General features: G+C 43.1%; 18 protein-coding genes and 1 tRNA gene. 7 read left to right on the forward strand and 12 right to left on the reverse strand.

Translation table 11 applies throughout. The features are described 5' to 3' along the window. The first annotated feature begins 118 nt into the window (after positions 1-118). Complete coding sequence (rplY, locus tag Xsto_RS02520; protein WP_047679702.1) at positions 119-400, forward strand: 50S ribosomal protein L25; 282 nt, start codon at positions 119-121, stop codon at positions 398-400. A 106-nt stretch (positions 401-506) separates the two neighbouring features. On the opposite strand, the gene yejK is transcribed toward rplY, so the two are convergent. Further along, on the reverse strand, positions 507-1,514 hold the full coding sequence (yejK, locus tag Xsto_RS02525) for a nucleoid-associated protein YejK (protein WP_099110990.1): 1,008 nt from the start codon (positions 1,512-1,514) through the stop codon (positions 507-509). 277 nt (positions 1,515-1,791) lie between these two features. Between yejK and Xsto_RS02530 the strand changes: the two genes are divergently transcribed. From Xsto_RS02530 to Xsto_RS02540, 3 genes are all read left to right on the forward strand, one after another. Beyond that, positions 1,792-2,019 (forward strand): YejL family protein, encoded by a 228-nt coding sequence (locus Xsto_RS02530; protein ID WP_099110991.1) that lies wholly within the window; start codon positions 1,792-1,794, stop codon positions 2,017-2,019. Positions 2,020-2,050: 31 nt separating this feature from the next. Further along, the gene (gene yejM / locus Xsto_RS02535) at positions 2,051-3,793 is read left to right on the forward strand and encodes an LPS biosynthesis-modulating metalloenzyme YejM (protein WP_099124000.1); all 1,743 of its coding nucleotides are present in this window, start codon (positions 2,051-2,053) and stop codon (positions 3,791-3,793) included. A 75-nt stretch (positions 3,794-3,868) separates the two neighbouring features. Further along, a tRNA-Pro gene (locus tag Xsto_RS02540) sits at positions 3,869-3,945 on the forward strand. Between the two features lie 246 nt (positions 3,946-4,191). Here the strand turns inward: Xsto_RS02540 and Xsto_RS22795 are convergent. The 11 genes from Xsto_RS22795 to pepN form a co-directional block, all read right to left on the reverse strand. Then, positions 4,192-5,877, reverse strand: coding sequence for a tail fiber assembly protein (locus Xsto_RS22795; RefSeq protein WP_422646209.1), 1,686 nt, complete (start codon positions 5,875-5,877; stop codon positions 4,192-4,194). A gap of 8 nt (positions 5,878-5,885) precedes the next feature. Further along, positions 5,886-6,518: a baseplate wedge 1 family protein gene (locus Xsto_RS02550; RefSeq protein WP_099124001.1), complete on the reverse strand. Its 633-nt coding sequence runs from the start codon at positions 6,516-6,518 to the stop codon at positions 5,886-5,888. Between the two features lie 421 nt (positions 6,519-6,939). Continuing rightward, on the reverse strand, positions 6,940-7,545 hold the full coding sequence (gene pqiC / locus Xsto_RS02560; protein ID WP_099124003.1) for a membrane integrity-associated transporter subunit PqiC: 606 nt from the start codon (positions 7,543-7,545) through the stop codon (positions 6,940-6,942). After that, positions 7,545-9,194 (reverse strand): intermembrane transport protein PqiB, encoded by a 1,650-nt coding sequence (pqiB, locus tag Xsto_RS02565; protein ID WP_099124004.1) that lies wholly within the window; start codon positions 9,192-9,194, stop codon positions 7,545-7,547. Before pqiB ends, pqiC begins: the two co-directional genes overlap by 1 nt. 1 nt (position 9,195) lies before the next feature. After that, positions 9,196-10,464: a membrane integrity-associated transporter subunit PqiA gene (pqiA, locus tag Xsto_RS02570; protein WP_099124005.1), complete on the reverse strand. Its 1,269-nt coding sequence runs from the start codon at positions 10,462-10,464 to the stop codon at positions 9,196-9,198. 108 nt (positions 10,465-10,572) lie between these two features. Then, positions 10,573-12,483 (reverse strand): ABC transporter ATP-binding protein, encoded by a 1,911-nt coding sequence (locus Xsto_RS02575; RefSeq protein WP_099124006.1) that lies wholly within the window; start codon positions 12,481-12,483, stop codon positions 10,573-10,575. A gap of 4 nt (positions 12,484-12,487) precedes the next feature. Then, positions 12,488-14,584 carry a bifunctional 23S rRNA (guanine(2069)-N(7))-methyltransferase RlmK/23S rRNA (guanine(2445)-N(2))-methyltransferase RlmL gene (gene rlmKL / locus Xsto_RS02580; protein ID WP_422646210.1) on the reverse strand — a complete coding sequence of 699 codons (2,097 nt, stop codon included), beginning with the start codon at positions 14,582-14,584 and terminating at the stop codon, positions 12,488-12,490. After that, entirely contained in the window at positions 14,529-14,648 is a 120-nt protein-coding gene (locus Xsto_RS22800) for an alpha-amylase domain-containing protein (RefSeq protein ID WP_422646211.1), read from the reverse strand. The genes rlmKL and Xsto_RS22800 overlap by 56 nt, the downstream gene beginning before the upstream one ends. A 283-nt stretch (positions 14,649-14,931) precedes the next feature. Continuing rightward, complete coding sequence (locus tag Xsto_RS02585) at positions 14,932-15,483, reverse strand: cell division protein ZapC (protein WP_099124008.1); 552 nt, start codon at positions 15,481-15,483, stop codon at positions 14,932-14,934. A 179-nt stretch (positions 15,484-15,662) separates the two neighbouring features. Next, positions 15,663-16,673, reverse strand: coding sequence for a quinone-dependent dihydroorotate dehydrogenase (gene pyrD, locus Xsto_RS02590; RefSeq protein WP_099124009.1), 1,011 nt, complete (start codon positions 16,671-16,673; stop codon positions 15,663-15,665). Between the two features lie 149 nt (positions 16,674-16,822). Continuing rightward, positions 16,823-19,441, reverse strand: a complete 2,619-nt coding sequence (pepN, locus tag Xsto_RS02595) for an aminopeptidase N (protein WP_099124010.1) — start codon at positions 19,439-19,441, stop codon at positions 16,823-16,825. Positions 19,442-19,769: 328 nt separating this feature from the next. Here pepN and pncB point away from each other — a divergent pair, with 328 nt between their 5' ends. From pncB to Xsto_RS02610, 3 genes are all read left to right on the forward strand, one after another. Beyond that, positions 19,770-20,984 (forward strand): nicotinate phosphoribosyltransferase, encoded by a 1,215-nt coding sequence (gene pncB, locus Xsto_RS02600; RefSeq protein WP_099110717.1) that lies wholly within the window; start codon positions 19,770-19,772, stop codon positions 20,982-20,984. A gap of 349 nt (positions 20,985-21,333) precedes the next feature. Beyond that, the gene (gene asnS, locus Xsto_RS02605) at positions 21,334-22,734 is read left to right on the forward strand and encodes an asparagine--tRNA ligase (protein WP_099110716.1); all 1,401 of its coding nucleotides are present in this window, start codon (positions 21,334-21,336) and stop codon (positions 22,732-22,734) included. 307 nt (positions 22,735-23,041) lie between these two features. Further along, positions 23,042-24,157, forward strand: coding sequence for a porin (locus Xsto_RS02610; protein ID WP_099124011.1), 1,116 nt, complete (start codon positions 23,042-23,044; stop codon positions 24,155-24,157). Positions 24,158-24,187 lie beyond the last annotated feature (30 nt).

Genomic DNA, 24,187 nt, shown 5'->3' on the forward strand with positions numbered 1-24,187 from the left:
CGGTTTTTCGTTAAAATGCCGCCCGCTTAGCGTAATACATAATGTTAAGCCAAATATCGAACCTGCTGCTGGGTCGCCTGTAGCAGGATTTATTTTCTTCTTTTATAGAGAAAAAATGATGTTAACTATTAATGCAGAAGTACGTAAAGAGCAGGGTAAGGGTGCGAGCCGCCGCCTGCGCAGAGCTAACAAGTTTCCAGCAATCATTTATGGTGGTAACCAAGAGCCAGTTTCTATCGAACTGGATCACGATGCAGTTATCAACCACGAAAGCAAGCCAGAATTCTACGAAGTTCTGACTCTGGTCGTTGATGGTAAAGAAACTAAAGTTAAAGTGCAGGCAGTACAGCGTCATCCGTTTAAACCTAAACTGACGCACATTGATTTCCTGCGTGCTTAATTAGCCAGAATCGAGCTTTTATCGGGACGCCGAGTAAATAACGCCGCATTTGCGGCGTTATTTATTTCTGGCTTTTACGAAAACTTTAACCTTAAAACCGACAACATTAGTGATTATTACTGCCACGGCGTTGCAGCTGATCCCGTAGATTTGGTGGCGTTCCCTTAATCGTCAATGTATCCGTCGTTGGATCCCAGAAAATTCTTTCTCCAAGCAACATGGCATCAAAGTTAATCGTTAACCCGCCACCACTACCGGCAAATTTAGTTAATTGACGCAACGTACTGCGATCTGCCGGGAAGCTTTCTTCCAGCTCATAGTCTTGACTTTGGGAGAATTGCTGAAAATTCTGTTCACCTAATGGAGGTAATTCCTGCGATAATTCTTGCAGCTTAATCTCTTCGCCCGCCTGTAACTGCTCATTGCAGTAACTGTAAACTTGTTGGCGATAAGCCTGTCGCTCATTTTTATCAAGCTGAGCAGATTCGCAATAATCATCCACGGCCTGCAATAATCCTTTATTCTGCACCTTAGCATTCATTCCTTCACTGGCGGCAAGAAAATCCATAAAAAAGTCAGATACCTTGCGCCCTACCCGACCTTTCAGGAAAGTCAGATAGCGGCAGGATTCAGGATTAGTTTCCCATTCTGTCAAATCAATTCTGGCAACGATATCAGCATGTGGGATATCAAGATATTGTGTCGTATTGACATCCAGAGCCTCATCGACTGAGGTACTACTACAGCTATTCAGAACTGCGATTAGCAAATACTCCACAGCCAAATATCGATATTGGCAAAATAATACCGTGCCACCTTCTGCAAACGGGTATTTTATCAGTTCATCTTTCAGACGAACGGTTGCCGCTCGGCTAAAACCTAAAAAATCTTCATTTCCCTTGCGCTGATGGCGAAGTGATTCAGCCAGCTCACTTTCATCACTGAACACACCATAAGCCTTGCTTTTAGCGCTATACACACGATGTAATTCAGCCATCATCTCTTCGACTACCTGATTGGTATCCAGCAGAGAATCCCGCAAAATCACTTCCAGTGTTTGTTCGTCACGTTTAATCAACTGATGTAACGCGATCTGGGTAATTTCCAGACTCATTATTTCTACTCCTTTTACAGCACTGACCTTCTGGGTATTGCAGTTAGCGGCGTATTCAAACACTGTTCCCTCTCTGCTGCAACCAAAAAACCCAATGATGGAAAAGTGTTCACAATTTAATTATTCGCGTTCCCCATATCACAGGCTAAAATGAGGCAGCAGGCACAAGAATGGCAACAATTTGTACAATAAGGAAATTAAATTGTCATAAAAAAGCAGAAAATAGCCCCTCTATACGGTAATATATTGGGCTTTGTACATTCAGGATATTTGAGTCATGCCACAGTCATCTCGCTACAGCGATGAAAAAGTTGAACATTTATTAGCTGAACTAGTAAGTGTTTTCGAAAAAAACCACGTGCCTACCGATCTTTCATTGATGGTTTTAGGCAACATGGTCACGAATTTGATCAACACGAGTATTGCACCAGCCCAACGCAAACATATCGCAAACTCGTTTGCACACGCGTTACAATCTTCAATTAACGAAGATAAAGCGCATTAATTTTTCCATTAAAAAATTAACGTAAGAAAATATGGTGACTAACCGCCAGCACTATCGCGAAAAAGTTTCTCAAATGATCAGTTGGGGGCACTGGTTCGCTCTGTTCAATATCGTGTTCAGTCTTGTGCTGGGCAGTCGCTATTTATTCGCATCTGACTGGCCGGGTTCGCTGTTTGGTCGCATTTATGCGCTGGTCAGTTGGCTCGGTCATTTTAGCTTTATTGTTTTTGCCGCTTATTTACTGGTGTTATTTCCGCTGACATTTATTGTGATGTCACAGCGTTTACTGCGATTTCTTTCCGCAGCTCTGGCAACAGCAGGGTTAACACTACTGATATTTGACTCTTCCATTTATGTGCGTTTTCACCTGCACCTGACACCATTGGTATGGGATTTGGTTACTAATCCTGAACAGGGTGAACGGGCAAGAGAATGGCAATTGATGTTCATCTGCATTCCGCTTATTTTTCTGGTGCAGATGCTGTATGGAACCTGGAGCTGGCAAAAATTACGCAGCCTGAATCGGCAAAAGCTCGGTAAACCTATGGCGGCTATCTTTATCACAGCTTTTGTGGCCTCCCATATGATGTATATCTGGGCAGATGCTAATTTCTATCGCCCTATCACCATGCAACGCTCAAATCTACCGCTTTCATACCCGATGACAGCGCGTAAATTTCTTGAGAAACATGGTTTGCTGGATAAGAACGAATATCAACGCCGTATCAGTCAGCAAGGAAACCCTGCTGCTCTGACCATTGAGTATCCATTGAATAATCTGTCTTACCGCGATAGCGGCCGCGGTTATAATTTATTATTGCTGGTTGTGGATAGTCTGGATAATGGTGACATTACAGCAAATAAAATGCCATTTCTTGAGCGCTTCACAAAGAACAATATTCAGTTCACTCAGCATTTTAGTACCGGTATGAAAAACGATACTGCGTTGTTTGGTTTATTCTACGGTATATCATCAGGCTATCTGGATAGTATCCTTTATAGTCGAAAACCCTCAGCACTTATTGATGCCTTAACTCACCAAAAGTATCAGTTTGGTCTGTATTCATCAGATGGATTCCAGACACCTCTTTATAGGCAGGCTATTTTAACCGATTACTCGCTTCCCTACGAAACTAACCCAAATGACAACCTCACTGTAGAGCAATGGCAGCAGTGGCTAAATTCGCGTAATAGTACTACACCATGGTTCTCATTTTTAAACCTTAATGGTATTTCTCCTTCGTCAATTCAGGTTGATAAAAAAACACTGGATACTGAAATCAATAACGTTTTAGATACACTGAAAAATAAAAGTATTTTGGACAACACTATCGTTGTTATTACTGCTAAGCATGGCAGCACCATCAAAAACAACGATCCAAAATGGTTTATCGGTGACAAATTTAATCGTAAGCAAATGCACGTTCCATTGATCATTCATTGGCCAGGAACACCTGCACAAGTTATTAACAAACTGACCGGTCATCAGGATGTTATGACTACATTAATGCAGCGTTTATTGCACGTAAGCAACTCACCTGATGATTACTCTCAGGGAGAAGACCTATTCAGAGGCCAAAGAAATATTCCTTGGCTCATTACCGGTGAGAACGGTTCACTGATCGTGACAACGACTGAAAACACAATTTATCTTTCCAAAGATGGGGACTACCATCTGTACGACTCAGATGGCAATGAAATCCAGAACGCAAAACCGAATCTTACTCAGTTATTACAAATACTGACTGAAATCAAACGATTTTTAGCAAACTAATTGCCGAAAAATCAATCACTCACTAAAGAAGGGACTTGCTTTGCGAATAAAAAAAGGTACTATAAGCAAAGTCATCGGCATGTAGCGCAGCCTGGTAGCGCACCGTCATGGGGTGTCGGGGGTCGTAGGTTCAAATCCTATCATGCCGACCAAATTTCCCTAGAAAAACCAACCTGTTAGGGTTGGTTTTTTATACTCCAAATTTACTTGGTGTAAAACTGGTGTAAAATGGGTGTAAAACCCTCCGCAAAAACACTGATTCACTGAGCTAAGAAATAATCATATTTTGATTGTCTCCTCACTCAAATTTACCCACCTATCTATTCCCTAACTTTTGTGCTTTACAATTACGATGTATGGTCATCAGTTTAATTTTTCTATTGCTTAACCCTACTACCTCACTCCGGCTGTTCAGGCCAGACGATATCGGGGGCGGTTGAACAATCCACCCGATTGAGCAGAACACGGTATTTTTTCCATTTGAGCAGTGCGGCTTTCTCTTCTTTCGTGGCCATATCAAGCTCAACGGCATCCTGCCAGATATCGATTTTCTCCTTGGCTTTACTGAGTAAGCGCTGTTTTTGATGCTCTGCACGTTGTTGCATTTCTTGCGGCGTCGGAGGTGTCGGCGGTGGTATATCCCCCCATGCGGGTAATCCGTCAGAGCCAGTAATCCGCATTTTGCCCACAGGGGGGGGTGCTGTCCATTGCGCAAAAACGGATTCGTCAACATCAATTCCGGTATCAGGCCATATACCCGATTTTATATAATCAGCTTTTAATGCGTATGGATAAAATAGATTATCAGAATATTTGTATTTCATAAAAGACCCCCACCAATAACCAATTGCCAGCCACATAACAGATTGGGGCGGTATAGTGATTAATTTCCCTTTTAACATTGAAATTGCTGCCCATGTTTTGCTATCCATATCTGATGCTATATTGAGCACTGCATGGGGTCCCAGCGAGTAACCTCTTAGGGTTGTAAACATACAGGATAATTCATGAGGAAAGGGAACGGAGAAGCGAGCGTCGGCATAAAAAAATTCATCATTACCCCTCGAAAACCGAGAGGTGCCATATTGAATGATCCTACCATCAGGCATTTTGAACCAATTAGGCCCTGATGTGAAAAATGACATATCCGGTATCTGATTTGGCCCGTTTCCGATAGTTCGATAGACGACATCCGATAAACCCAGATTATTAACAAAAGCCCGCTTATCTGGAATATCTGCCCCGTTTGCCCATTTTTCGTTAAACGTTTTTTTCACCCAATGACTTAAAAACTCATCACCCCATATCGTCCCTTTGATATCTCCCCAGGCTGTATAAATGGCTTCTCCCACAGTCACGTTGTTAACCGCATGAACCGAACCGGTCACCTCGATGTTTCCATCTACCTGCCCTCCTGTTTTGGGGTAAGCGCCGATATTGCTGACAAATTCGGGCTTATTGGGAATATCCGCCCCATTCTTCGCTTTCTCAAGGCGGCTGTTGGCGTTATCGTTGACTTGATTCAAGGCCGAATTAGTGGCGTAATCGCCTTTGTCTTGTTTGGTGTTCAGGGCATCGGTAACCGCATTCTGGCTCATTACCTGCGTTTTACTGCTGCCGATTGATTGCACGACATCTGACCGATTGAGTTTTTTATTTAGCTCATCCAAAAGCTGAGTTGTGCTCACCTGCTTCCATGCCGTACTTACTTTCTCTGGCGATTCTTTGTTAAAGTTAATTTTGTTGTTATCCACCAGACTCTGAAACTCACGGGTTTCATCATCAGACTGCAATATTGCCCCTTTGGGATAACCTCCCGTCGAGTCCGCATATTCCTGAGAATATTTAAACTTCCCGCCTTGGGATAAATACACGATATTCTCTGAAATCTGGTTCAGGATGCCGTTAAAATCGCGTCCACTAGGGGGTAAACCGCCTGCGGTGACGGGCATCATAGTAATTTGCGGAAAACCGGTATCCCATGTGGCCTTTTGGCTGGGCAGGTCTGATTTGTGGTTCGCAGGGATCGCGTCTTTCTGCCCGTTCTGCGCGAAGGGCTTCGGGATTAAGTTAGGATTTTTCATTGTTCACCTTATTGTGCAAAAGCGGCCTGACCGAAAGGCTGAAAGCCCGTTCCGTAGAAGCCGAAAAATTCACCCGCGGGCAGTTCTGCGATAGAAATCTGAACCCCTGACGGATGCGGTAAGATGTGGTGGTGGTAAATCAGGTTCTTTTCTAATTCCGATAACCGGTATTCAAAAACATACCGAGCGGTCATATGTCCGGTGATCAGGTAATAGGCCCGGCCTGTAAAAATGCAGCTTTTCAAGAACCGGTTAATATTTGGTGCGGTGGCATACAGGATGTTCGAGTGCGCCTTCATTAAAATGACATCTCGGTAAGTGGAATCATCCATTTTGTAAGACATATCTGAAGACCCGCCACTGTAAAAGGGGGACTGGTCAAACGGGGTGTATTTCTTTGTCTCCTTAAAGCCGAAATAATCCGCATTCGGATCCGGTATGGATAAATCTCTGCCAATGCCGACAATCCGCCCCCAAATATCCAGTCCGAATCCTTTTGCTGTGAGCACATTGACTGCCAGATGATAGAACTCATCCGTACTGGCTCTGGGGTCGACAGTGTCATTGAAATTATTAAGGATAGTGCAGATAGTGGGGCTGTTAGCGTACTGGCTCAGGAAGGTGTCTTTTATCTCAATCATGACGCTACCGACTTTGGTTAAAAGTGTCAAAACTTAAATCAAAACAAAAAAATAGCTCTCGTATATCATACTGACACACAGCATAAATGTATTTTAATCAAATAGTTATTTTCATTACTCATGCCGTGGTGCGACAGATTAAAAAATGTGCTCACAACTACACCACATATTCAGCAAAGGCAATCATGCTACTGGAAGGTAATCAGTATTTTTACAGATCATTAAGTTTAGCGGAGAGGTATGCCACGTTAATCAATCAATTCCGTGACATATACAGTGCCGACATCGGGTATCAACTTTTATTCGAGCTAATGCCTGACCTGAGGAATATAAAATTTATTCCTCTTTTATTTAAAAAAACGGATCGCCATATTTATTACAATAGTTGTAATAACCAACCATGAATAGCTTTTTTCATACATTATCCTTTTGTATAAAATATCTGGCTGGCAATAGACTGAATTAACTGGTTATAACCCATGGATAAAGTACGTACTAATTGCGCATAGCCATTTTCTGTCTGTTTCAACTCTAAGTTAAATGTCCGCTTAATCGTCTCTTTTTGATTAGATAAAACCCAGTATCCCTGAATGACAACCCGACCATCATAGCGCCCATGAAAAGCTGTGATTGTGATATTCAATATGTCAGCATTTTTTTCCAGAAGCTGGTCAGAAACCAGCCTTTGCGGAAATGTGGCACTTAGCTGAGTAGTCAGAATCTGTTGTAACTGCTGTTCCAGCGGGCTAGCCCATAAATGATTCGAGGCATTGACGTAACTGACATCTCCTGTCTGATAAACAATTCCCGGTGATGCAAGGTAATCAGCAAGGCTGACCTTTTTTATCCATAGCTGAGGTTCATGTTCGACATTTACCCGTTTCACCTCTGAGGCTTTTGTGACAACAGGTAGTTGATAATAAGTTTTCTGTGGCTGGCTGCTGCTACATCCTGAAAGCAACATTCCCCCTATCAGTAAGAAACCAGCAGGTATAAAAAATGCCAATCTTAACATCAGTTTTTTCATTAATTACGCGCCTTTTTCGGTTCAGGATCTTGTGTGGCTTCCGCTTCAAATACCAGTGCATTGCTCTTATTGTTCAGGGTCTTCAATATCGGCTGCAATTCACGCAAGACCTGATCCAACCGTTGCATATTATCAACCAGCTTATTGTAAGCCTGTGAACCCGGCTGAATCCCCTGCATACTACGGTTTAATTCATTCAAGGTATTATGCAGATCTTTAGGCAGCCCCTGCGCTTCTTTGCTCGCAAGGATGCGATTTAACTCATCCATAGTCTTCCGCGCAGCCTTAACGGTTTTCTGACTTTCTTCTAATGTTTGTGTTGCCTGAATAAAGAGAGGTTCAATCGGCATTTGATTAATTTTATCCAGAGCCATGGTGACTTTTTGCTGGATCTGAGCCAATCCGCTACTTGTAGTAGGTAAAATCTCATAACCCGCTATTTCTCTCGGGCCTTTCCATGTCTTTTCATCAGAGTAAAAGTCCAGATCGATGAACAGTGCACCTGTCAGTAAATTGCCGGATTTCAGAGAAGCTCTTAAGCCCCGGGAAATAATTTTTTCCAATTCTTTATCTGTGTAAAAGCCATCACCAATTTCTCTCTCAAACCGTTCAGGCTCCATATGAATTAAGACAGGAATGCGGAAATCGTTATCAAGGCGTTGTTTGATCCCGTCTGCATAAAAAGGAACTTTGGCGACTGTACCCACCCGTATACCACGAAACTCGACAGGAGCTCCCGGCTGTAGGCCTCTGATTGAATCAGAGAAGAACAGCAAGAAGTCTCTGTGTTCGGTATACAGTGAGTTCTCTATATTTTTTTCGTTATCGTAAAGTCTAAATGTTTCTTTTTCTTGTACCGGTTTGCCTAAATCCCAGCCTTTGGGTACATCAAAACTGACTCCACCAGCAAATAAAGTGGATAATGCCGCAACTTCAACCCTGACTCCCTGTGATGACACATCAAAAGCCACACCACTGTCTTTCCAGAATCGAATATTGGTTGTTAATAATCCGTCATAAGGGGAATTAATGAAAATCTGATATCTGGCGAGACGGGATTTAGGATCAAAAGTACTTGTTTCTACTGAACCAACACGATAACCCCGAAACAAGACAGGATCGCCAGCGGATAACCTTCCTGCTTTTTCACTGGTTAAAATCAGCCGCATACCTTTTGCATCAGGTGAGGCCAATGGTGGTGAATCCAATAGTGAAAATTTTCTTTCTTCACTGCCTTCGCTACCGGGCTGTAATTCAATAAATACACCCGATAACAATGTACTCAGGCCAGAAACCCCTTCACGACCAATTTGAGGCTTAACGACCCAAAATGCGGTATCTTTATGTAACAGCCTCTCCATCCCATCATTCAGACGAGCTTTGATGATCACTTCACCTAGGCTATCGCTTAATGACACTCTTTCAACCACACCTACATTAACACTGCGACTCTTTATTTTCGTTTTCCCGGCTTCAATACCTTCGGCATTAGAGGTTATCAGTATTACTTCAGGCCCCTGATGGCTAAAGTGATAAAATAGTATCCAGGCACCGATGAGCACAGTAATAATTGGTACGATCCATATAGGTGACCAACTCTTAAGTTTGCTGATCTTGGCTTGAGCCAAAGTTTCTTCTTTATCCGTCACCTTATGATTCCCCACTATTCCGTAACTCAAATTTTTTATTTGCTTTGTCCCATGTCAGGCGCGGATCAAAGGTCATTGATGCAAACATTGTTAAAATCACCACTGAAGCAAACAGTATTGCTCCCGTTGCGGGATAAATACTCATAAACTGCCCCATGCGTACTAATGCCGATAATACTGCGATAACAAAAACATCAATCATTGACCAGCGGCCAACAAATTCCACTATTTCATAAATAAAATGCATAGTTTCAGAGTTGTATCTGCCATGCCTTTTTGCATCCCAGCATAACCAGCAAATAGCGAGCATCTTTAGTAAAGGCACCATAATACTGGCGATAAAAATAACCAGTGCAACAGGATAAGACCCCGTGCTCCAAAGCAAAATAATACCTTCCAGAATGGTTGAATTAATGTCACTTCCTAATGATTGTGTCACCATAATCGGCAACATATTTGCTGGAACATAAAGTATGGCTGATGTAATCAATAGTGCCATTGTCCACTGAAGACTGTAATGACGACGGGCATGGCCCTTTGAGTGGCAACGGGGGCATTGATATTTCTGCGCTGGTAGAATAGCCGTACAGCACTGGCATAGCCTGATCCCCTGAATTAAGCCGGGTTTACCCGTTTGTAGAGGAACACGTATTTTTGGTGCAGATTCTATATCATTCCAGATCCAATACCGATCCAGACATTGAAAGGCTCTGATCTGAAACAGACAAAAAAGACAGTAAGGCAAAAAACTGAGGCCAACCGCAATATCGCCATAAGCCATGAGCTTAACAAAGCTGACTAACACGCCAGCTAAAAATATTTCGGCCATGCACCAGGTTTTCATCTGAAATAAAATGCGCGCCAACTCAATTTTCAGCCGACGCGCCATTTTAATGTTCTGGCATAAAAGGATGATAGAAAGCATGCAAAATGCAGGTACAAGCTGCACGAAGATCAGGAAGAATACCGCTAGACTCGAATAATCTTCACTGAACATGGTCTTGGGGATTTCTGTCAGTGTAATTTCACTGACAATCCCCGCAACACTCATACTGACAAAAGGGAACAGACAGGCGAGGAATAACATAAATAATGCACTGACTGCATAACCTGTCGGTTGATTACGTGGTTCTTTCCACTTTGCAGTCAGCAAAGTATCACATCGTGGACAAACAGCCTTTTTCCCTTCCTCCAAATCAGGCAATGCCACCAGCATATCGCATTGGTGGCATAGAACCAGCCTGTCATTCTGATGATTGTCAGAACACAAAGTGCCTCTCCCATAAACAAAATCAATGCTGCCCTTTATATCATCAATTTGTCAGATTACCGCAGATATCGCGGCAATCTGTACACTGTCGGATATCACCGGCAAGCATTATCCATTTTTCATCATTTCCAGTTCCTGCCAGCGATCAAAAGCTTTCTCTAACGACTGCTCTTTATTTGCCAGATCCTGTAGAACATTTTGTGTGACTTCGTGTGACTGATTGAAAAAATCAGGATCACTGACCTGAGTTTGTAACTGTTCTATTTCCTGCTCTAACGTTTCCAATAATGATGGTAGTAGTTCTAACTCTCTGAGTAAATGGTAACTTATCTTATTATTTGAACGTTTTATGGTTTCTTTAGCCTTAGCCTGTTTATTCTCTGGCTTCTCTTTTTTTGCAGAGGATTGACGTAAAGAAACAGTTTGTTCCCTCTGTTGCTGAGCATCGAAATACCCACCAACATAGTTGTTGATTTCACCGTTGCCTTCAAAAATCCAGCATTCTGCCACTGAGTTATCGACAAACTGACGGTCATGGCTTACCAGAATAACAGTACCCGTGTAGCCATCCACTAATTCTTCCAGTAACTCCAGCGTTTCAACGTCAAGGTCATTCGTCGGTTCATCAAGAATAAGCAGGTTGCTGGGCTTCAGGAATAAACGTGCTAACAACAAACGGTTACGTTCTCCGCCTGAAAGAGCCCGTACCGGTGTCATTGCGCGCTTAGGGTGGAAAAGGAAGTCTTGCAGATAGCCTAAAACATGGCGCGGGCGACCGTTCACCATGACTTCCTGTTTGCCTTCAGCAAGGTTATCCATCACTGTTTTGTCTGGATCAAGCGCAGCACGGTGCTGATCAAAGTAAGCAACCTCCAGTTTTGTACCACAATGAAGCCGCCCACTATCTGCCTTCAAATCCCCCAGCATCAGTTTCAGTAATGTTGTTTTACCGCAACCATTCGGCCCCACTAAGGCAATTTTGTCACCACGCTGAATCTGAGCCGAAAAGTTTTTAACTAACGTTTTGTCACCAATCTGGTAATTAACGTTTTCCAGTTCAAATACAATCTTGCCGGAACGAGTTGCTTCTTCAACCTGCATTCTGGCGCTACCCATAACGTTACGGCGTTCTGAGCGTTCCACTCGTAATGCTTTTAGCGCTCTCACACGGCCTTCATTACGGGTACGACGAGCTTTAATCCCCTGCCTGATCCAGACCTCTTCCTGAGCCAGTTTTTTATCAAATTCCGCATTCTGTAGATCTTCAACCCGTAATGCTTCTTCTTTGCCTTCAAGGTATTTATCATAATTTCCCGGCCAAGACGTCAGTTTTCCGCGATCCAAATCAATAATACGGGTCGCCATACTGCGAATGAATGAACGGTCATGGGAAATAAAAACCAGACTGCCATTAAAGTCTTTCAGGAAATTTTCCAACCACTCAATCGTCTCAATATCCAGATGGTTTGTTGGCTCATCAAGGAAAAGAACTTTGGGGGAACTGACTAAAGCTCTCCCCAAAGCCGCTTTGCGTAACCAGCCTCCGGATAAAGAAGATAATTTCGCCTCCGCAGGTAAAGCCAGTTGCTTTAATACATCACTAATGCGGCTGTCCAGTAACCAGAGGTTACGGGTATCTAACACTTCCTGTAACTCTGCCAGTCGGTTGAGATTTTTCTCACTAGGATCTGTTTCCACCAGTCGTGAAGTATGATGGAATGCCTTAATATACTCCGCCTGCTCTTTGACACCTTCCGCTACAAAATCAAAAACCGTACCTTCTATATCACGAGGCGGATCCTGTTGTAACCGGGCAACAATCAAATCCTGTTCATAAATAACCTGTCCGTCGTCCAGTGGCTGCTCTTTCGCCAACACACGCAGCAGGGTGGATTTTCCTGCACCATTGCGGCCAACCAGACATACTCTTTCATTTTCTTCAATATGTAGCTCAGTATCATCCAATAATGGCGAATCACCGAATGACAGCCAAGCACCAGATAGACTAATCAATGACATAATATTATTTTCCCTCGCCAACGTGACGCAGTAGCCAGCAGTTGTGGATCTGGCGGTTACGGGCAAAATCCTGAGACAGAGTTTTTTCTGTGATATCTTCTGCTACCAGACCTAATTTCTCCAGTTCAGCAAAATCCATTTTAAAACCACGTTTATTATTGGAGAACATTAATGTTCCTCCGCGACGGAGTAAGCGCTTTAATTGCTTCATTAAATCGATATGATCGCGCTGAACATCAAATGTATCTTCCATACGTTTAGAGTTAGAGAATGTCGGAGGATCAATAAAAATCAGATCGAACTGTTCGCGTGTTTGGGCCAGCCAACCCAGACAATCTGCCTGAATCAGACGATGCTGACGACCAGCCAGTCCATTTATCTGTAGGTTTTTCTCCGCCCACTCAAGGTAAGTTCGGGACATATCCACTGTGGTCGTTGAACGTGCACCACCCAGTCCGGCATGAACTGTTGCTGATCCGGTATAAGAAAATAGATTGAGGAAATCTTTACCCTGACTCATTTCCCCGAGTTTTTTGCGGGCAATTCGGTGATCAAGGAATAACCCTGTATCCAGATAATCAGTCAGGTTAACCCAGAATTTCGCGCCATATTCATTCACCAAAAAGAATTCTTTCTTTTCGGCAAGTTTTTCATATTGATTTTTGCCTTTCTGGCGCTGGCGGGTTTTCAGAATCAACTGATTGGATTGCAACCCGAGCACATTCATTGTTGCACTAATAACGTCAAACAAGCGTTGGCGGGCTTTATTGGCATCTACCGATTTAGGCGGAGCATATTCTTGTACGATAACTTTGTCGGCATAACGATCAACGGCGACGTTATATTCCGGCAAATCTGCATCATATAAACGATAGCAATCAATCCCCTGCTGTTTCGCCCATTTACTGAGTTTCTTTTCATTTTTACGCAGACGATTAGCGTAATCTTCAGCAATACCACCATCCAGTGGCTGAGGTTTGCCTGATGCTTGTTCATTTTGCTGAATCGCATCATTTTTTTGAATAGAATAATTTTTCTGAACACAATCTAAAGGGCCATTTTTCGCTTTAAACTCGCGCTCAGCACGCAATTGCAGGCAGCTTAACAACTCTGGTGAAGCGCTGAACAGGGATAAGCGCCAACCCGGAAAACGGTTTTTTATGATCCGACCGAATACATTGTGCAAAGCAATCAATGCCGGTTCACTTTCGAGACGTTCTCCATATGGCGGGTTACTTAATACCGTACCTGTTACCCCCTCCTGCAACGGGTTTTCCAGCTTACTCGCATCGCCTTGCTGAAATTCAATCAGCTGCGAAACGCCGGCTCTGCGTGCATTTGAACGCGCCATATCCATAACACGACGATCAATATCCAGCCCCCAAAAACGTGATGAAGTTTCCTGTAACCCTCTACGGAAACGCACCTGTGCCTCAGTGGTGACTTCACGCCAGATAGTTTCATCGAATTTCAGCCACGATGTGAACCCCCAACGCTGGCGGTTTAAACCCGGCGCACAATCGGCAGCCATCATCGCCGCTTCGATCAATAGGGTTCCTGAACCGCACATTGGGTCAACCATCGGTGTTCCCATACTCCAGCCGGAACGCATCACAACTGCGGCAGCCAGATTTTCTTTCAGTGGAGCCTGCCCGGCTAAATCACGATAACCACGAATATGTAGCCCTTCTCCACTCAGATCGAGTGATACGCTTGCTTTTTCTTTATTGAGAAAAACATTAATACGCACATCCGGCTGTTGTTTAGCAACATCAGGGCGCTGCTTTGTTTTCCGCATAAAACAGTCAACAATTGCATCTTTGACTTTCAGTGCACCATATTGTGTATTTCTAATTTCTTCATTTGTCCCACTGAAATGGACTGCGAATGTGCTATCTACTGAAAAAATTTCAGTCCAGTCAATAGACTGGACACCAAGATACAGATCAAGATCGCTATAAACCTTAAATTCATTAAGCGGTAGCAGGATACGGGATGCTAATCTGCTCCAAAGCAGACTTTTATACATCACCCGTTCGTCGCCTTTAAAATGAACCCCACCCTGAGCAATCTTGCAAGATTGTGCCCCCAGCGTTTCCAGTTCGTTCTTTAACAGTTCTTCCAGTCCACGTGCCGTGCTGGCAAAGAGAGAGTTCATGTATTATTCACCAAGACTATTATTTACTAAAAAATGTACCACCAAAAAATTGCTGCCATTATAGCTAATACCAGCAACATGTCATAAGATTGCTCGCTTTAGGTAAAAATAAAGGTGAAAAATAGCCTGTGGCGCAGTGTTGAGACACTTATGTACGAAAAATGCCGGCAGTTTTCGATGATCAGGAGTGAGTTAAGATTTGATTAAGATTGAAAAAACTGTCAGCCTTTAGCTGATTTTTGGATCTGTGTATTGGGATCAATCATAAAACCAGATGAATAAATAATCCTTTAAATCGCCTTATCATATATAGGCGCCTGAGTTGGTTCAGTATAAGGCATTAAACGGTCATTCATTATTTTTATCGGATCACAGAAATTCATTACACGATCTCCGAGATCTAATTTTTGCTCTACTAATAAACAAACACTGGCATTTTCACCTGCTTCAGCAACCATAAATAACGCTTCTGTGCCATCTTCCTGTAAACGAACCTGAATCATTTCACCTTGTTCAGGTTTGCTTATCAAAGAACAGATAGAAAAATACCAACTTTTAGGCATCTGTGGTTTCATAAAACGAAAAGCAATCAATCCATTTAAAGCTAATTCAGCCCTGAGTTCTGGTGCAATATTAATACGGCGGGAATATTCTTCGAAAGTATAATAAAGCGCTGCATCATCGACAGAAAAGTTAATTTCTTTCATTGTGGTGACATAGGAAGTCAACATTCTGGCAGGAAAACGAGAACGAAAAACCATACCATTAGCAAGATCGAGCATGACACGGTTATGCTCAGTATCAAAATACCAGCGCCATTGATCATCAGGTCTAATTTTCATTGGTTACCCTTTTCTGCTCAAAATAGTTTATTTGTTTAAAAATAAGCACCACCCTAATGGGAATTTTAAAAAGTTGATAAACTTTTAATCTGTCAAACAAAATATAGACGAGTTGAGGGCAGAAATAAACCCCCAACGCCTTTAATACTAATCCTTAAACACTAAATGACAGAAAATATTCAGATATGATTAACAATATCTTTGATTAATTTCGGTCCTTTATAGATAAAACCGGAGAATATCTGAATCAATGAAGCACCTGCTTCCATTTTCTCTCTGGCTGAAACTAATGAATCAATTCCACCGACGCCAATAATGGGGATTTCACCTTTTAATTCCTGAGAAAGACGGCGAATAATTTCTGTACTGCGTAGCTGTACCGGGCGACCGCTTAAACCACCAGCCTGCTGGCAGTGATTTAATCCTTCAATAATCTTTCTATCCAAAGTGGTATTCGTTGCAATGACTCCATCAATTTGATGGCGCATTAAACTATCTGCGATTTCTACTAATTCAGATTCAGTAAGGTCTGGCGAAATTTTTACGGCAACAGGAACATACTTTTGATATTTTTGTTGTAGTTCACTTTGTTTATTTTTAATAGCAGACAGAAGATCATCCAGTGCTTCGCCATACTGTAATGTTCTCAGGCCCGGTGTATTAGGTGAGGAGATATTAATCGTAATATAACCAGCATGGGGATACACTTTATCCATGCAAATTAAATAATCATCTTTACCATTCTCTACCGGAGTATCTTTATTTTTACCAATATTAATTCCGATAATTCCGTCGTATTTTGCTTTCTTAACATTCTCAACCAAATTATCAACGCCGAGATTATTAAAGCCCATCCGATTAATAATGCCTTCTGCTTCAACAACACGGAATAATCTCGGTTTATCATTCCCTGCCTGCGGACGTGGAGTTACTGTACCAATTTCAACAAAACCAAAGCCCATTGCACCAAAGGCATCAATGCAATCACCATTTTTATCAAGACCGGCGGCTAAGCCAAGAGGATTCTTAAATGACAACCCCATACAGGTAACAGGTTTAGTAGCAACTGATTGGCGGATGAGGAATTCGAAAGGAGTACCGGTAACAAGTTTGAGCTGGCGAAAAGTAAGCTCATGGGCCTGTTCCGGATCAAGCTGGAACAATGCCTTCTTTAGAAGCGGATAATACATGCAATCTCCTGCGCTGCGAGCATAATGACAGGTTGTGGTGACTGTGAAATAAGCGCGGAGCATCTTAAAGAGATATTGTCAAAATGTAAATGTAACGCAGAAGATATTTATTAATTTCCTCCGGCTTCAGCCGGAGGAAATGTCATTACTCAGTTTTCCAGTGCCTTAGTGATTTTCTCAAATAAATCACCCGACAAGTTTTCCAGTGTTTTCAGTTCTTCTAGCGTTGTACGCATCAGCGCCTGACGTTTTTCATCATAGCGTTTCAGGCGGATTAATGGCTCAATTAGACGTGAAGCCACTTGCGGGTTACGCGTGTTCAGATCAGTCAGAACTTCTTTCAGGAACTGATAACCACGGCCGTCCTCAGCATGGAATGCTACTACGTTATTGGCAAAGAAGGTTCTCAGCAGTGAATAAGTGCGGTTTGGGTTACTCAGGCTGAAAGAGCGATGGTTCATCAAACTACGTACTTTATCAAGTACATCAAATGCCGGGCTGGTTGCCTGAAGCATAAACCATTTATCCATGACCAACCCATCCTGATGCCAGCGTTGATCAAACTCATCCATTAATTGATAACTGCAAGGCAATTCTGCCGCCATTGCCGCAGATAATGCTGCAACAGTATCGGTCATATTATCTGCCTGATAATACTGAGTGGCGACTAATTTATCAGCCAGCGCTTGGTCTTCAATAAAGGCTAAATAATGCAGGCAAATATTACGCAATGACCGTTTAGCAATATCTTTATGTTCCACACGATATGCCCCTGTGTGAATACTATGGTACACAGCCGCAAATTCATCTGCCATTTCGTTTGCCAGACTACGTGTGATGACATCAAGCACTTCATGAATGGCCTGTGGATCAATCACTGTAAACAACTCTGCCACTTCATTTTCAGACGGCAGTGTCAGGATCAGGGTCGCCAGTGCTGGGTCAATATCTTTATCCAGCAATACAGCACGGAATGCATCAATAACATGCATTGGCAATTCTACCGGCTGGGATTGCTGATAACGGGTAACATTCAGTTTTATATAATTAGCTAACAGTGCCTGTGCCGCATCCCAACGAGAAAATTCATTGCGGGCATATTTCATCAGGAAGGTTAGTTGGCTATCACTATATAAATAATCCAGTTTCACTGGTGCAGAGAATTCACGTAATAAAGAAGGCACCGGCTGTGATGGCACATCATCAAATACAAATGTCTGTTCTGCACTGATGACATTCAGAACATGATGCACAGGCTGACCATCCCGGCGCAACGGAATAACACGACCATGTTCATCATATAGTTCAATATCCAGCGGAATGTGCAGAGGCAATTTCTCTTTCTGATCTGCAGTTGGTGGTGTCATCTGACTGACATGCAACAGATACTGCTGTTTTTCCGCATCATATTCATCACGCACGGTCAGTACCGGCGTACCCGATTGACTGTACCAGCGGCGGAATAGTGTCAAATCAACGTTTGAAGCATCCTCCATTGCCTGTACAAAATCATCACAGGTTGCTGCGCTGCCATCATGACGGTGTACATAAAGCTGGATACCTGCCTGAAATTGCTCTTCACCCAGTAAAGTGTGGATCATTCGAATGACTTCTGAGCCTTTTTCATAAACAGTCAGCGTATAGAAGTTATTCATTTCCATCACCTGCTCAGGGCGGATAGGATGCGCCATCGGACTGGCATCTTCAGCAAACTGAGCTGCACGCATAATACGCACATTGTTAATACGATTAACCGAGCGTGAACCCAAATCAGAACTGAATTCCTGATCACGGAATACGGTCAGCCCCTCTTTCAGGCTTAACTGGAACCAGTCACGGCAGGTGATCCTGTTGCCTGTCCAGTTATGGAAATATTCATGCCCAATTACAGCTTCAATTCCAAGATAATCTTTGTCTGTTGCTGTTTCCGTTTTCGCTAAGACATATTTGGAGTTAAAGACATTCAGCCCTTTATTCTCCATTGCCCCCATATTGAAGAAATCAACGGCAACAATCATGTAAATATCAAGATCATATTCCAGACCGAAACGGCTTTCATCCCACTTCATGGAGTTTTTCAGCGACGTCATGGCCCAGCCAGCACGATCCAGATTACCCCGGTCAACAAACAATTCCAGCGCAACTTTACGGCCACTACGGGTAATAAAAGTATCATGCAGGACATCAAAATCCCCTGCGACTAACGCAAACAAATAAGATGGTTTCGGGAATGGATCCTGCCATTTAACCCAATGACGACCATCGCTCAGCTCTCCCTGATCAATACGGTTACCATTGGACAATAAATATGGGTACTTGGATTTATCCGCAGTGAGACGAGTGGTAAAACGGGCCAACACATCCGGCCTGTCCAGATAATAAGTGATATTGCGGAAACCTTCAGCTTCACACTGGGTGCACAAAGCATCACCTGATACATACAGCCCTTCAAGTGCGCTGTTAGCCGCAGGATTATTTTCATTCACTATCTTCAGGGTAAACTGAGCAGGCAGTTGTTCAATGATTAATTTGCCATCCTGCTCCTGATAATGCTCCCATGCCTTATCATTAATATGGATACTCTTTAATGTCAGGTTTTCTCCATCTAAAATGAGTGGAGTGATATCATTAATCAGACGTTTTACTTGACTGGTTGCTGTTACAGTTGTTTTATCTGCATCCAGTTCAAAATCGAGATCAATATCTGTAATAGTATAGTCTGGCGCTTTATAATCCAGACGATGCTTAATAAGCCGCTGTTGTGTCATAAGAAACCTTTTTTCAATACTTAATGTGAGAAGCTAACGCTGCCACAGAGACTCTATCCTTTCAATCCGGAAATCTCTTTTTTCAGATGTTAATCATTTATTAAATAAAGGTATAAAACCTGTTTTGAGAATATTAGTACTTTTGTGCTACTTGCCATCTCATATTGTATTTAACATGATATCATCTATAAATTGATCAACCTTAATCTGTATTGTCCGAAAAAATATATGCGATTATGTAGCTTTAATAACAGAATAATCACGGTATACTCTTCGGACTTTATCGATTTAGCAGACACAAATGCTCCGCGAGGATGCCTGACGCGCCATGACTTTAGACGCTACCCCGATTATCAAATCACTGCTTGATACTGATGCTTATAAATTTCATATGCAGCAAGCAGTGTACCACCATTACAACGATATTCATGTTGTTGCAGAGTTCCGCTGCCGTGGTGATGAACTACTCGGTAAATACGCCGGGGCATTACGCCAGCAGATTAACATGATGGCTGATCTGACTCTGACAGAACAAGAAGCTGAATATCTGTCTGGTTTACCATTTTTTAAACAAGATTATCTGGATTGGTTCAAAACCTTCCGTTTTAACCCTGAACAAGTAGAAGTTTCTGTTACTGATAAAGGACAGCTTGCTATCAGAATTTCAGGTTTATGGCGTGAAGTGATCTTGTGGGAAGTACCATTGCTTGCCCTGATTAGTGAACTGGTACACCGCGATCGCTCGCCTGAGATTAAGCCTGAAGCAGCAGTCAGCCAGCTTAGAAAATTAATTGAGCTGTTCTATCAGGATGCTGCAGCAGAACATATCGATTTATCGGGTTTCAAACTGATGGATTTCGGCACCCGCCGCCGTTTTTCACACGAAGTGCAATATGCCATTGTTAAGGAACTGAAAGAGAGTTTTCCTTATCTGATTGGAACCAGTAACTACCAGCTGGCACAACAACTTGATCTGGCACCGCTCGGTACGCAGGCTCACGAATGGTTTCAGGCTCATCAGCAAATCAGCCCCGAACTTGCTAACAGCCAGCGTGCTGCATTGCAGACTTGGCTGAATGAGTATCCGAACCAGTTAGGTATTGCCCTGACAGATTGTATCACTATGGATGCTTTTTTACGGGATTTCGATAAACCTTTTGCTGTTGCCTATAACGGCCTGCGCCATGATTCCGGTGATCCCGTTGACTGGGGCGAAAAAGCGATTGCTCATTATCTGTCACTGGGTATCGACCCACTGACTAAAACACTGGTATTTTCGGATAGTCTGGACCTGCAAAAATCACTGGCTCTTTATCGTCATTTCCACCAACGAATCAATGTCATGTTCGGCATTGGTACACGTCTGACCTGCAATATTCCAGGGATAAAACCGCTGAATATTGTGATCAAATTGGTTGAATGTAACGGTAAGCCTGTAGCCAAACTGTCTGACAGTCCGGGAAAAACAATCTGTGAAGATGTCGAATTTGTCAACAGATTACGCAGAGCATTTGATATCCCGGAAATGAAAAAAGCCGTGTAATTTTCAGGATAGTTTGTATACACAATGGATTTCAAGATGCATCGCGGCGGCAAGGGAGTAAATCCCCGGGAGCATAGATAACTATGTGACTGGGGTGAGCGAACATAGCCAACAAAGAGGCAACTTGAAAGACGAAGTGTATAGCGATACTTTATCGGCGTAATCACTCTCTTTCTGGTTACGCCGATAAAAAACAACTTTTCCCTTTATTTCCTCCTTAACCCCCTTAATTTCTACTTGTTTCCTGTGAAAGGACAAGTAAGATAAGGAGTCATCGTGCCGTTTGGCACGACTTACAGTAAGTCTAGTTATCTATATTAATTACCTATTATAAAGAAGAGAGAAATTTATGAGCGTAGCGCCTGTAGTCGATGTACTGCAAGGCCGTGTTCCGGTTGGCAGCGAAGTCACCGTCCGCGGCTGGGTACGTACAAGGAGAGATTCTAAAGCTGGTATCTCGTTCCTCGCCGTTTATGACGGTTCCTGCTTTAATCCCTTACAGGCCGTCGTTAATAATAATTTGCCTAATTATCAGGATGAAGTTCTGAACCTCACAACCGGCTGCTCTGTAGAAGTAACCGGTACTGTTGTGGAATCACAGGGTAAAGGCCAGAGTTTCGAATTACAGGCAACCAACATTGTGGTCGTTGGTATGGTGGAAGAGCCTGATACTTATCCGATGGCAGCAAAACGCCACAGTATCGAATATCTGCGTGAAGTCGCTCACCTTCGCCCACGTACTAACCTGATTGGTGCCGTTGCACGTGTTCGCCACACACTGGCGCAAGCACTGCATCGTTTTTACCACGAAAAAGGTTTCTTCTGGGTATCTTCACCTCTGATCACAGCCTCAGATACAGAAGGTGCAGGTGAAATGTTCCGCGTTTCCACTCTGGACATGCAAAACCTGCCATTGACTGATAAAGGTGAAGTTGATTTCAGCAAAGACTTCTTCGGTCGTGAAGCCTTTCTGACTGTATCCGGTCAGTTAAACGGTGAAGCTTATGCCTGTGCATTAAGTAAAGTTTACACCTTCGGACCGACTTTCCGTGCTGAAAATTCCAATACCAGCCGCCATCTGGCCGAATTCTGGATGCTTGAACCAGAAGTTGCTTTCGCTGATCTGAATGATATCGCTAAGCTCGCTGAAGATATGCTGAAATATGTCTTTAAAGTGGCTTTGGAAGAGCGTGCTGACGATCTGGCATTCTTTGCAGAGCGAGTTGACAGTGAAGTTATTACCCGCCTGGAAAAATTTGTCGATTCTGACTTTGTCCAGCTGGATTACACAGATGCTATTGAAATTCTGGAAAACTGCGGTCATAAATTCGAAAACCCGGTTTACTGGGGTGTTGATTTGTCATCTGAGCATGAGCGTTATCTGGCAGAGAAGCACTTTGGTGCGCCAGTCATCATGAAGAACTATCCAAAAGACATCAAAGCGTTCTACATGCGTATGAATGAAGATGGTAAAACTGTCGCGGCAATGGATGTTCTGGCACCGGGCATTGGTGAAATCATTGGTGGTTCTCAGCGTGAAGAGCGTCTGGATGTGCTGGATGCGCGTCTGGAAGAGATGGGGCTGAATAAAGAGGATTACTGGTGGTACCGTGATCTGCGCCGTTACGGCACCGTCCCTCACTCTGGTTTTGGTCTGGGCTTTGAACGTCTGGTGGCTTATGTCACGGGTGTCTCAAACGTACGCGACGTTATCCCATTCCCAAGAACGCCAAGAAACGCAAGTTTCTAATGAATCCGTCCGAAAAATAACCAAAAATCAATCCTGAGAAAAGCCAGCGAAAGTTGGCTTTTTTCATTTTATCGCCAAAACAGTGCAAAAAAAGTTCCTTGACATTTACATTTTGTAATATATTTTTTCAGTTTGTTACTAATTTTGTACTTTTGTAGCATTTTGAGGGTGGATAAAAGCCATAACCAATGGAACACTGAGCGCAGATTAATAAGACACCTGATACCCACAAATAGTTCCAAAAATTTTAGTGTTCTGTTTTCAATGTGTGCCAGATGTCTAAATAACACCAATGAGGGTAATAATAATGAAGCGCAATATTCTTGCAGTGGTAATTCCAACTTTGCTGGTTGCTGGTACAGCAAACGCAGCTGAAGTCTTTAACAAAGACGGCAACAAACTGGATCTGTACGGTAAAGTAGACGTTCGTCACCAGTTCGCTGATAAAAGAAGCGGCCAAGATGGCGACGATTCTTACGCTCGTATCGGTATCAAAGGCGAAACTCAGATCTCTGACCAATTGACTGGTTTCGGTCGTTGGGAATACAACCTGAATGCTAACGGCGCAGAAGGTTCTCAGGAAACTAAAACTCGTCTGGCTTTCGCAGGTTTGAAATTCGCTAACTATGGCTCACTGGACTACGGTCGTAACTACGGCGTAAACTACGATGTTAACGCATGGACTGACGTACTGCCAATCTTTGGCGGTGATTCCATGGCTAAAACTGACAACTATATGACTGGCCGTGCGACTGGTCTGTTGACTTACCGTAACACTGACTTCTTCGGTCTGGTTGATGGCCTGAATATTGCTCTGCAGTATCAGGGTCAAAACAGTGCTCGTACCAAAAACGGTCGTACTGGAGCTGCAGCAAATGGTGACGGTTACGGTATGTCTGCTACCTATGACGTAGGTTACGGCATCAATGTTGGTGCTTCTTACGCTAACTCTACGCGTGCTGGTGATCAATGGACTTCCACTGCTTTCGGCAAACGCGCTGAAGCATGGAACATCGGTGCTAAATACGATGCGAACAATGTTTATCTGGCGGCTATGTTCGGTGAAACTCGCAATATGACTTCTGCTGGTACTGCAGACGTTAAAGTTGGCGAGAAAAACGTTACAGTTGACGTGATTGCCAATAAAACTCGGAACTTCGAAGCAGTTGCACAGTACTTTTTTGCTGACTACCGCCTGAAACCATCTCTGGCTTATGTTCAGTCTCAAGCTAAAAATGTAGGTGAACCAAGAAGCACTGTTAACGCAGATCTGGTTAAATATGTTTCTGTAGGTACTTACTACTATTTTAACAAAAATCTGTCTACTTACGTTGATTACAAAATCAACCTGCTGGACAAAAACGAAGGTGGCGATGCAAACGCTCGCAACGTATTCGGTGTTGGTCTGACTTATCAGTTCTAATCACCGCTGATAAACAGTTTAGCGAAAAGC

Source organism: Xenorhabdus stockiae, from assembly GCF_002632825.1.
Lineage (GTDB): Bacteria > Pseudomonadota > Gammaproteobacteria > Enterobacterales > Enterobacteriaceae > Xenorhabdus > Xenorhabdus stockiae.